Raw genomic sequence first — 11,100 nt, forward strand, 5'->3', positions numbered from 1 at the left:
GGCCGGTGGCAAATACGCGTGCGCTGATCCTTTTCGACCTCGATGGAACGCTCGTCGACCCGGCAGGGACGATCACCGGGGGCATCAGTTCGGCACTCGAGCACCACGGGTTCCCCGTCCCGCCCGATGACGCGCTCCAGGCGATGATCGGGCCGTCCCTCGTCCACTCGCTGACCGCGACCGCCGGCGTGCCGGCGTCCCGCGTCCCCGACGTCGTCGCGACCTACCGCGCCGGGTACCTGGCCACCGGGATGTCCCGGAGCCGCCCCTACCCGGGCATCGCCCGGTGCGTGGAGGCACTGCTCGACGGCGGCGCGACCGTTGCGGTCGCCACCCAGAAGCCCGAGTGGCTCGCGGAGGAGCTCCTCGCCGCGCAGGGGCTCCGCGACCTCTTCTCCTCCGTCCACGGCTCGCCGCGGGACGAAGCCGCGACGGCCGGCGGCAAGACGCCCATCATCCGGGCCGCCCTCGAACACCACGGGTACGACGCCGGGCCCGCTGGACGCGCCGTCATGGTGGGCGACCGCCGCCACGACGTGGAGGGCGCCGCCGCGAACGGACTGGCCTGCATCGGCGTCACCTGGGGCTTCGCCGCGCCCGGCGAACTGGAGGACGCGGGGGCGGCCGCCGTCGTCGGGTCCGCGGACGCCCTGCTGGAGGTGCTGCGTGGGCGTCTATGACCTGACGCGCAGCGCCACGCGCGGGCTCATCGCCGGCCTGTGCCGCCCCACCGTCGAGGGGCTCCACCACGTGCCCGGGGACGGGCCGTTCATCGTCGCCCCCAACCACCTCTCCTTCCTCGACAGCGTGCTCGTGCAGGCCCTCATGCCCCGACCTGTCGCGTTCTTCGCGAAGGCCGAGTACTTCACGGGGACCGGAGTGAAGGGCGCCCTCATGAAGGGGTTCTTCGAGGGCGTGGGGTCCATCCCCGTGGAACGCGGGCAGCAGGCCGCCAGTGTCCAGGCGCTCAGGACGCTGCTCGACCTCCTCGAGCAGGGCGACGGCGTCGGCATCTACCCGGAGGGCACCCGCTCGCGGGACGGGCGGCTCTACCGGGGGAGGACCGGCGTCGGCTGGCTGGCCCTGACCACCGGAGCGCCCGTACTGCCCGTGGGGCTGATCGGCACCGACGCGCTGCAGCCCGCGGGCGGGAAGGGCATCCGGCCCCAGCACTTCACGCTGCGGATCGGGGAACCGCTCGTCTTCGCGAAGACCGGGCCGGGGCACCCGCTGCCCGCACGCCGGAGCGCCACCGACGCCATCATGGACGGCATCGCCGCGCTCACGGGCCAGGAGCGCGTGGCCTCCTACAACCAGAGTCCCCCCGCGGAGTAGCGAGGCGCCCTCGGTCCGTGCGGCCCGCCCGTACAGCCGGCAGCGGAACACCGGTCCCCGGGTGGGGCCGTGTCGCCGCGCGGCCATAGGATGAAGGACGTGGCGAACCCAGTAACCTACCGGCCGAAGACAGGCGAGATCCCCCTCGACCCGGGCGTGTACCGCTTCCGCGACGAGCACGGCCGGGTCATCTACGTGGGCAAGGCCAAGAACCTCCGCTCGCGCCTGAACTCCTACTTCGCGAGCCCCCAGGGACTGCTGGCCAAGACGCGCCGCATGGTGTTCACCGCAGCGAGCGTCGAGTGGACCGTCGTGGGCAGCGAGCTCGAGGCGCTGCAGCTCGAGTACACGTGGATCAAGGAGTTCAATCCGCAGTTCAACGTGATGTTCCGCGACGACAAGTCCTACCCCTACCTGGCCGTGACCATGGGGGAGAAGTACCCGCGCGTGCAGGTCATGCGCGGTGACAAGAAGAAGGACACGCGGTACTTCGGGCCGTTCTACCCCGCGAAGGCCATCCGCGAGACCGTGGACACGATGCTCCGGGTCTTCCCGGTCCGCACCTGCAGCACGGGCGTGTTCAAGCGCGCGGAACGCACGGGCCGGCCCTGCCTCCTCGGGTACATCGACAAGTGCTCGGCGCCGTGTGTGGGGCGCATCAGCCCGGAGGACCACAAGGCCCTCGCCGGCGAGTTCTGCGACTTCATGTCCGGGGACTCGAAGAAGTTCATCGCCGGCCTCGAGCGGAAGATGCGCGAGGCGGTGGCCGAACTGGACTACGAGTCCGCGGCCCGCCTGCGCGACGACATCGCCGCCCTGCGCCGGGTCTTCGAACGCAACACCGTCGTCCTCAGCGAGGACACCGACGCCGACATCTTCGCCCTCAAGGAGGACGACCTCGAGGCCGCGGCCCAGGTCTTCCACGTCCGTGGCGGCCGCATCAGGGGCCAGCGCGGCTGGGTGGTGGAGAAGGTCGAGGACATGGACACCGCGGACCTCGTGGAGCACCTCCTGCAGCAGGTGTACGGCGAGGGCAGCAGCAGCAACGAACAGATCCCCCGCGAGGTCCTCGTCCCGGTCCTGCCCAGCAACGAGGACCAGATGCTGGAGTGGTTGCGGGGCCTGCGCGGGTCACGGGTCGAGGTGAGGGTGCCCCAGCGCGGGGACAAGGCCACGCTCATGGGCACCGTCGAGCAGAACGCCGCGGACGCCCTGCGCCTGCACAAGAGCCGCCGGGCCGGCGACATCACCACCCGGTCCGCCGCGCTGCAGGAGCTCCAGGAGGCGCTCGACCTGCCGCAGCCGCTCATGCGCATCGAGTGCTTCGACATCTCGCACGTGCAGGGCACCAACGTGGTGGCGTCCATGGTGGTCGTCGAGGACGGCCTGCCGCGGAAGTCCGAGTACCGCAAGTTCTCCATCACCGGGGACGCCGCACGGGACGACACCGCGTCCATGTACGACGTCATCCACCGCCGCTTCCGCAATTACCTCGCGGGGAAGGACGGGGCCCCGCGTGACGCCGCCGCCCCGGACGCCGACCCGGACGTCGACCCGGTGGACGACGACGCGTCGGTCCTCGAACACCCCGACGTCGACGAGCAGGGCACGCCCCTCAGGGACACGACGACGGCGATCACGCGCAACCGGTTCGCCTACCCCCCGAACCTCGTCGTCGTCGACGGCGGCCCGCCCCAGGTGGCGGCCGCCGCCCGCGCCCTGCAGGACCTCGGGATCGACGACGTCTTCGTGGTGGGTCTCGCCAAGCGCCTCGAGGAGGTCTGGGTCCCGGACAGCGAGTTCCCCGTCATCCTGCCGCGTGCATCGGAGGGGCTGTTCCTGCTGCAGCGCATCCGCGACGAGGCGCACCGCTTCGCCATCACGTTCCACCGCCAGAAGCGCGGGAAGTCCATGACGGCGTCCGCCCTCGACGACGTCGCCGGACTGGGGCCGGCCAGGCGGAAGGCCCTGCTCAAGCATTTCGGGTCGGTCAAGAAGATCCGCGCCGCGGGCGTCGACGAACTCGTCGGGGTCCCGGGGGTGGGGCCGGCCCTCGCTGCGACGATCCGTGCCTCGCTCACCACGGACGAGGCAGCCGCGCCCGCCGTGAACATGACCACGGGCGAGATCATCGAAGATTAGCTAGGCTGAGGCACGGCGGCCGGTCGTGCCGCCAGGAACGCACGCACGTGGACATACACCCCCAGGGAACGCCGGGCCACCGGGAGCCCCGTCGAGCCGGAACGGATCCATCACGATGACTGAGGCCATGAGCCTGACGCCGGTCAAACCCACCGAATCCGAGCTGCTGGTGGTGACCGGCATGTCGGGCGCCGGGCGCAGCACGGCCGCCAACGCGCTCGAGGACCACGGCTGGTACGTCGTCGAGAACCTCCCGCCCCAGATGCTCACCACGCTGACGGAACTGGTGGCGCGTACACCGCAGTCGATCCCGAAGCTGGCCGTCGTCGTCGACGTGCGCGGCAAGGAGCTCTTCAGCGACATCAAGGCGTCCCTGGACGCGCTCCGGGCCGCAGGCGTCCACCACCGCGTCCTGTTCCTGGACGCGGACGACAACGTCCTGGTGCGCCGCTTCGAGCAGGGCCGCCGGCCGCACCCCCTGCAGGGCGACGGCCGGATCCTGGACGGCATCGCGGCCGAGCGGGAGGTCCTGAGGGAGCTCAAGGACTCGTCCGACGTCGTGATCGACACGAGCAAGCTGAACGTGCACGCCCTCGCCACCACCGTCACGGAGCTGTTCTCCGATGCCGGGCCCATCGTCCTGCGCCTCAACGTCATGAGCTTCGGGTTCAAGTACGGGCTCCCGGTGGACGCCAACTACGTGGCCGACGTGCGCTTCATCCCGAACCCGCACTGGGTGCCCGCACTGCGCCCGCAGACGGGGCTCGACGCGCCGGTGAGCGAGTACGTGCTCGGGGCGCAGGGGGCGGGGGAGTTCATCGACCGCTACGTGGACGCGCTGGTCCCCGTCCTGGACGGATACCGCCGCGAGAACAAGCACTACGCGACCATCGCCGTCGGTTGCACCGGCGGCAAGCACCGTTCGGTGGCCGTGACGGAGGAGATGGCGAAGCGGCTGGCGCAGCTGCCCGGCGTGCAGGTCTCGTCCCACCACCGCGACCTCGGGCGTGAGTAGTGGGGGCGATGACCGGATCGCTGCCGCTCGCCCCGGCGGCCCCGCGCCGTTCGGGTGACGGCCAGGGGGCGGGCCCGTCCGTCGTCGCCCTCGGGGGCGGCCACGGGCTGTCGGCGTCGCTGTCGGCGCTGCGGCTCCTGACGCAGGAGCTGACCGCGATCGTGACGGTGGCCGACGACGGCGGGTCCTCCGGCCGGCTGCGGCGCGAACTCGGGGTCCTGCCCCCGGGAGACCTCCGCATGGCGCTGGCGGCCCTGTGCGACGACACCGACTGGGGACGCACCTGGCGCGACGTGATGCAGCACCGCTTCTCCTCCCGGAACGGCACGGAGGGCTCCCTCCACGACCACGCCATGGGGAACCTCCTGATCGTCACGCTGTGGGAGCTGCTCGGCGACCCGGTGGCAGGCCTGCAGTGGGCCGGCGCGCTGCTCGGAGCACGCGGGCGGGTGCTGCCCATGGCGAGCGTTCCCCTGACCATCGAGGGGGACGTGCTGAGCGAGTCCGGCGGGTCGCTGCGCGTCACGACGGTGTCCGGGCAGGCGAAGCTCGCGGTCGCCGCGGACACCGGCAACGTGAGCAACGTCCGGCTGGTCCCCGACGACGCCCCCGCGTGCCAGGACGCGCTGGAGGCGGTGGAACTGGCCGACTGGGTGATCCTCGGCCCCGGCTCCTGGTACACCTCCGTGCTGCCGCACCTGCTCCTGCCGGACCTGCGGGACGCGCTGTGCCGCACCTCCGCCCGGCGGTGCCTCACCATGAACCTGAGCAACGACACCCGGGAGACCCTGGGCATGAGCGCCATCGACCACCTGAGCGTGATCTCGCGGTACGCGCCGGAGCTGACGGTCGACGTCGTCCTCGTGGACCCCTCGGTGGTGGCGGACCGGAAGGAGTTCGAGCGGGCCGTCGCCGGGATGGGCGGGCGCGCCGTCTTCGGTAGAGTGGGAGTTTCGACCGGCAAACCCGTGCATGATCCGCTGCGGCTGGCGACGTCCTACAACGACATGTTCGGGGAGATCTAGGAGTGTATCTGTGGCACTGACCGCCGACGTCAAAGAGGAGCTCTCGCACCTCGACGTCAAGAAGTCCTCGGTACGCAAGGCCGAGGTGTCCGCGCTGCTGAGATTCGCGGGCGGACTCCACATCATCTCCGGCAGGATCGTCATCGAGGCCGAGGTGGACCTCGCGTCCACGGCCCGCCGGCTCCGTGCCGCCATCGCCGAGGTGTACGGCCACAGCAGCGAGATCATCGTGGTGACGGGCGGCGGCCTCAAGCGCGGCAACCGGTACGTGGTCCGCGTGGTCCGCGACGGGGAGTCCCTCGCGCGCCAGACCGGGCTGCTCGACAGCCGGGGCCGGCCCGTCCGCGGCCTGCCGTCGGCCGTCGTCAACGGTTCGACGGCCGACGCCGAGGCGGTATGGCGGGGCGCGTTCCTGGCCCACGGCTCCCTGACCGAACCGGGACGGTCCTCGTCCCTCGAGGTCACGTGCCCGGGCCCGGAGTCGGCCCTCGCGCTTGTCGGAGCGGCCCGCCGGCTGGACATCGCGGCGAAGGCCCGCGAGGTGCGCGGCGTGGACCGCGTGGTCATCCGCGACGGTGACACCATCGCCGCCCTCCTCACCCGGATGGGGGCCCACGACGCCCTCATGGTGTGGGAGGAGCGCCGCATGCGCAAGGAGGTCCGCGCCACCGCGAACCGCCTGGCGAACTTCGACGACGCCAACCTGCGCCGCTCGGCCCAGGCCGCCGTCGCGGCCGGTGCCCGCGTGGAGCGCGCCCTCGAGATCCTCGGCGAGGACGTCCCCGAGCACCTGCGCTACGCGGGCGAGTTGCGGGTCGCCCACAAGCAGGCGAGCCTCGACGAGCTCGGTCGGCTCGCGGACCCCCCGATGACCAAGGACGCGATCGCCGGGAGGATCAGGCGGCTGCTCGCGATGGCGGACAAGCGGGCCACGGATATCGGGATCCCGGGCACCGATGCGAATGTGACCGCCGACATGCTCGACGAGTGAGCTGAGTGCATAGGATGGAACAGCAAGCCCGCTTCTGATCAGCGGGACGCCTGCGTCCGGACCCGCGGGTCAGTAGACCGCGCGGGTACCGGGATCACTACATGGAGGACTACGTGAGCGAATACGTACTGCCGGATCTTGACTACGACTACGCCGCCCTGGAACCGCACATCTCGGGCCGGATCATGGAACTGCACCACTCCAAGCACCAGGCCACCTACGTCAAGGGCGCCAACGACGCCCTCGCGCAGCTCGCCGAGGCCCGTGAGAAGGGCGCGTACGGCACCATCCCGAAGCTCTCCAAGGACCTTGCGTTCCACGTCGGCGGTGTCATCAACCACAGCATCTTCTGGAAGAACATGTCCCCCGAGGGAGGCGACAAGCCCGAGGGTGAGCTCGCCGCGGCCCTCGACGACGCGTTCGGCTCCTTCGACGCGTTCCGCGCGCACTTCACCGCCGCGGCCACCTCGCTGCAGGGCTCCGGCTGGGCCGTCCTCGCCTACGAGCCGCTGGGCAAGAACATCGTCATCGAGCAGCTCTACGACCAGCAGGGCAACGTGCCCGTCGGCACCATCCCGCTGCTGATGCTCGACATGTGGGAGCACGCCTTCTACCTGGACTACGTGAACGTGAAGCCCGAGTACGTGAAGGCATGGTGGAACCTGGTGAACTGGGCCGACGTCCAGACGCGCTTCCAGGCAGCACGCACCGGGGCCTCCACGCTCATCACCCCCGGGGCCTGACCGTCCCGTCGTCCCGATCGGGTGGGCACCGCGCCCATCCGGTCGGGCGGCCGGCGTCACGAGTGCGAGCCGACGGCCGCGCTGAGTAGAGTTGGAGCGGTGCGGGGCTTCGGACCCGGCACCACTCCGGCGCACTCCGCCTCTGCAGGATCAGCAGGACCAGCAGGACCCGAGATTTTCGGCACGAAGGTGTGCCCGGTACAGATTTATTCGTCGCCGGCATCGCCCGAGAGGGGTCAGCAAGGCGGCACCACCTATGAAGGAGATGGAAACCAGTGACTACTCGCGTTGGAATCAATGGCTTCGGCCGCATCGGCCGCAACTACTTCCGTGCCGCCCTCGAGCAGGGAGCGGACCTCGAAATCGTGGCGGTCAACGACCTCACCAGCCCCGAGGCCCTCGCGCACCTGCTGAAGTACGACTCCGTCACCGGCCGGCTGAAGGCCTCCGTCGAGGTCGAGGGCGGCGACCTCGTGGTCGGCGGCAAGCGCGTGAAGGTCCTGGCCGAGCGCGATCCCGCGAACCTGCCCTGGAAGGACCTCGGCGTCGACATCGTCATCGAGTCCACCGGGTTCTTCACCAAGGCCTCCGACGCGCAGAAGCACATCGACGCCGGCGCCAGGAAGGTCCTGATCTCCGCGCCCGCCTCCGACGAGGACCTCACCGTGGTGCTCGGCGTCAACGACGGCGACTACGACCCCGAGAACCACCACATCATCTCGAACGCCTCGTGCACCACGAACTGCCTCGGCCCCCTCGCGAAGGTCCTGAACGACTCCTTCGGGATCGAGCGCGGCCTCATGACGACCATCCACGCGTACACCGCCGACCAGAACCTGCAGGACGGTCCCCACAAGGACCTGCGCCGCGCACGTGCCGCCGCGATCAACATGGTCCCCACCTCCACGGGTGCGGCCAAGGCCATCGGCCTCGTCCTCCCCGAGCTGAAGGGCAAGCTCGACGGCTACGCCATCCGCGTGCCCGTGCCCACCGGCTCCGCGACCGACCTCACGGTCACCGTGGGCCGCGAGGTCACGGCCGAGGAAGTCAACGCCGCCTACAGGGCTGCTGCCGCCGACGGTTCGCTCAAGGGCTACCTCTCCTACACCGAGGACCCCATCGTGTCCTCGGACATCGTGACCGACCCTGCGTCCTGCATCTTCGACTCCGGCCTGACGAAGGTCCTCGGCAACCAGGTGAAGGTCGTCGGCTGGTACGACAACGAGTGGGGCTACTCGAACCGCCTGGTCGACCTGACCGAAATCGTCGCTGCCAAGCTCTCCTAGGCGGTCCCGCACGTGGCTTACGCATCACTCGACGACCTTCTCGCCGAAGGAGTCCGGGGACGCCGCGTCCTCGTCCGCTCCGACCTCAACGTCCCCCTGGAGGGCGAGGCCCCGGACCTGTCGGTCACCGACGACGGCCGCGTGCGCGCGTCCCTGCCCGTTCTGCGCAAGCTGAGCGAGGCCGGGGCCGCCGTCATCGTCATGGCCCACCTCGGACGGCCCAAGGGCGCCCCCGAGCAGAAGTACTCGCTCAAGCCGGCCGCCGACGTCCTCCGGGACCTGGCGGACTTCCCGGTGACCCTGGCGCCCGACACCACGGGGGAGGGCGCCCGCCGTGCGGCGGCCGCCCTGTCCGAGGGGGAGGTGCTCCTGCTCGAGAACGTGCGCTTCGACGCCCGGGAGACCAGCAAGGACGACGCCGAGCGCGCTGCCCTGGCCCGCGAGCTCGCCGACCTGGCGGGTCCCGACGGGGCCTACGTGGACGACGCCTTCGGCGCCGTGCACCGCCGCCACGCGAGCGTGTACGACATCGCGGCCCTGCTCCCCTCCTATCAGGGTGATCTCGTCAAGGCCGAACTCGTGGTCCTCGAGAAGCTGACGAAGGACCCCCAGCGGCCCTTCGTCGTCGTGCTCGGCGGGTCCAAGGTGTCCGACAAGCTCGCCGTGATCGAGAACCTGATCGGCACCGCCGACCGCATCCTCGTGGGCGGCGGCATGGTGTTCACGTTCCTCGCCGCCCAGGGCCACAAGGTCGGGGCGAGCCTCCTGGAGGAGGACCAGATCGACGCCGTGCGGGGCTACCTCGAGCGCGGCGCACGGGACGGCACGCAGTTCGTGCTGCCCACGGACATCGTCGTGGCCGAGACGTTCGCGGCCGACGCGCGGTCCGGCGTGGCCGCCGCGGACGCCATCGAGGCGGGCACCTTCGGGGCCTCCGGGATCGGGCTCGACATCGGGCCCGCGACCGGCCAGGACTTCGCTGCGAACATCGCCGAGGCGAAGACGGTGTTCTGGAACGGGCCCATGGGCGTCTTCGAGTTCGATGCCTTCGCCGGCGGCACACGGGCCGTCGCGCAGGCCCTCGTCGACGCCCAGGCGAACGGAGCCCTGACCGTGGTCGGCGGCGGCGATTCCGCTGCAGCCGTGCGCGGGCTCGGCTTCGCCGACGGGCAGTTCGGGCACATCTCCACGGGCGGCGGTGCCAGCCTCGAGTACCTCGAGGGCAAGGAGCTCCCCGGACTGACCGCCCTCGCCCGCGAGTAGCGGGACGATCCCGGTCCGGTCGGCGACGGCAGGACCAGCCGCCCGTCCTCGGGCGTACAGGAATGGCGGGATCCGCACGGCGCCGGCCGAGCGGATCCCGCTGCCATGGAACGAACAGATGGAGTACCACGATGACCACCTCGACCAACGGCGTCTTCGACCGCCGCCCGCTCATCGCGGGCAACTGGAAGATGAACCTCGACCACATGCAGGGCATCACCTTCCTGCAGAAGCTGGCCTGGACCCTGAAGGATGCCGGCCACGACTTCTCGCGCGTCGAGGTGTCCGTCTTCCCGCCGTTCACCGACCTGCGCGGCGTGCAGACCCTGGTGAAGGGCGACGACCTCGACGTCGTGTACGGCGGGCAGGACCTCTCACCGGAGGACTCCGGCGCCTACACCGGTGACATCTCGGGGCAGTTCCTCGGCAAGCTCGAGTGCAGCTACGTCCTCGTGGGCCACTCCGAGCGCCGGACCATCCACGAGGAGTCGGACGAGCTGCTCAACCGCAAGGTGCACGCGGCCTACCGCCACGGACTGGTCCCGGTGCTCTGCGTCGGCGAGGGCCTCGAGATCCGCCAGGCCGGAACGCACGTGGAGCACACCCTCGAGCAGCTCCGCCAGGGCGTGGCAGGACTGTCGGCCGAGCAGGCGGCGACCCTCGTCGTCGCGTACGAGCCCGTGTGGGCGATCGGCACGGGGGAAGTGGCGGGACCCGAGGACGCGCAGGAGATGTGCGCGGCACTCCGCGCCGAACTCGGCTCGCTGTTCGACCCCGCCACGGCCGCGAAGACCCGCCTCCTGTACGGAGGATCGGTGAAGGCGGCCAACGTGGCGAGCATCCTGCGGGAGCGCGACGTGGACGGCGTCCTGGTGGGCGGTGCGAGCCTCGATGTATCCGAGTTTGCTAGTATTGTCAGGTTCGAACAGCATCTGGTGACAGACTAAGTTCCGTGCGCCGGCCGCTCCACCGAGCGGCTACCGAGCCTTGAAAGGGCCCCGTGGAAATCCTTCGTATCATCCTGCTCGTCCTGCTCGGGATCACCAGCCTCCTGCTGACCCTGCTGATCCTGCTCCACAAGGGACGCGGCGGTGGCATGTCGGACATGTTCGGTGGCGGCATGACCTCGAGCATGGGATCCTCCGGAGTGGCCGAGCGGAACCTCAACCGCTTCACCGTGGCGCTCGGCCTGGCCTGGGGCGTCGTGATCGTCGCCCTCGGCCTCATCCAGCGGTTCGCCGGCGAGTCCTAGACCGCCCCTCGGCACTCCTGGTCCGACGACGAAGCCCCCGCTTCCAGC

Annotated in this window: 11 protein-coding genes; all 11 read left to right on the top strand. The window is 70.5% G+C overall.

The genetic code is table 11. The features are described 5' to 3' along the window. Positions 1-5 precede the first annotated feature (5 nt). The 11 genes from RY94_RS11240 (at position 6) to secG (ending at position 11,052) form a co-directional block, all read left to right on the top strand. Positions 6-680 carry an HAD hydrolase-like protein gene (locus tag RY94_RS11240; protein WP_231554507.1) on the top strand — a complete coding sequence of 225 codons (675 nt, stop codon included), beginning with the start codon at positions 6-8 and terminating at the stop codon, positions 678-680. Beyond that, the gene (locus RY94_RS11245) at positions 667-1,335 is read left to right on the top strand and encodes a lysophospholipid acyltransferase family protein (RefSeq protein WP_043445166.1); all 669 of its coding nucleotides are present in this window, start codon (positions 667-669) and stop codon (positions 1,333-1,335) included. The genes RY94_RS11240 and RY94_RS11245 overlap by 14 nt, the downstream gene beginning before the upstream one ends. Before the next feature lie 99 nt (positions 1,336-1,434). Continuing rightward, a complete protein-coding gene (uvrC, locus tag RY94_RS11250; RefSeq protein ID WP_043445168.1) occupies positions 1,435-3,477 on the top strand; it encodes an excinuclease ABC subunit UvrC in 2,043 nt (680 codons plus the stop codon). Between the two features lie 115 nt (positions 3,478-3,592). Beyond that, positions 3,593-4,492, top strand: coding sequence for an RNase adapter RapZ (gene rapZ, locus RY94_RS11255; protein WP_043445170.1), 900 nt, complete (start codon positions 3,593-3,595; stop codon positions 4,490-4,492). Continuing rightward, entirely contained in the window at positions 4,492-5,517 is a 1,026-nt protein-coding gene (locus RY94_RS11260) for a gluconeogenesis factor YvcK family protein (RefSeq protein WP_197060660.1), read from the top strand. Before rapZ ends, RY94_RS11260 begins: the two co-directional genes overlap by 1 nt. Positions 5,518-5,527: 10 nt before the next feature. Next, a complete protein-coding gene (gene whiA / locus RY94_RS11265; RefSeq protein ID WP_043445172.1) occupies positions 5,528-6,508 on the top strand; it encodes a DNA-binding protein WhiA in 981 nt (326 codons plus the stop codon). 113 nt (positions 6,509-6,621) lie between these two features. Next, positions 6,622-7,251 (top strand): superoxide dismutase, encoded by a 630-nt coding sequence (locus RY94_RS11270; protein WP_043446375.1) that lies wholly within the window; start codon positions 6,622-6,624, stop codon positions 7,249-7,251. Positions 7,252-7,526: 275 nt separating this feature from the next. Next, positions 7,527-8,537, top strand: a complete 1,011-nt coding sequence (gene gap / locus RY94_RS11275) for a type I glyceraldehyde-3-phosphate dehydrogenase (protein WP_043445174.1) — start codon at positions 7,527-7,529, stop codon at positions 8,535-8,537. 12 nt (positions 8,538-8,549) lie between these two features. Continuing rightward, positions 8,550-9,800: a phosphoglycerate kinase gene (locus RY94_RS11280; RefSeq protein WP_043445176.1), complete on the top strand. Its 1,251-nt coding sequence runs from the start codon at positions 8,550-8,552 to the stop codon at positions 9,798-9,800. Positions 9,801-9,931: 131 nt separating this feature from the next. Then, positions 9,932-10,747 carry a triose-phosphate isomerase gene (gene tpiA / locus RY94_RS11285; RefSeq protein WP_043445178.1) on the top strand — a complete coding sequence of 272 codons (816 nt, stop codon included), beginning with the start codon at positions 9,932-9,934 and terminating at the stop codon, positions 10,745-10,747. A 53-nt stretch (positions 10,748-10,800) separates the two neighbouring features. After that, positions 10,801-11,052, top strand: coding sequence for a preprotein translocase subunit SecG (secG, locus tag RY94_RS11290; protein ID WP_043445180.1), 252 nt, complete (start codon positions 10,801-10,803; stop codon positions 11,050-11,052). Positions 11,053-11,100: the final 48 nt, after the last annotated feature.

The organism is Arthrobacter sp. L77 (assembly GCF_000816565.1).
Lineage (GTDB): Bacteria > Actinomycetota > Actinomycetes > Actinomycetales > Micrococcaceae > Arthrobacter_D > Arthrobacter_D antioxidans.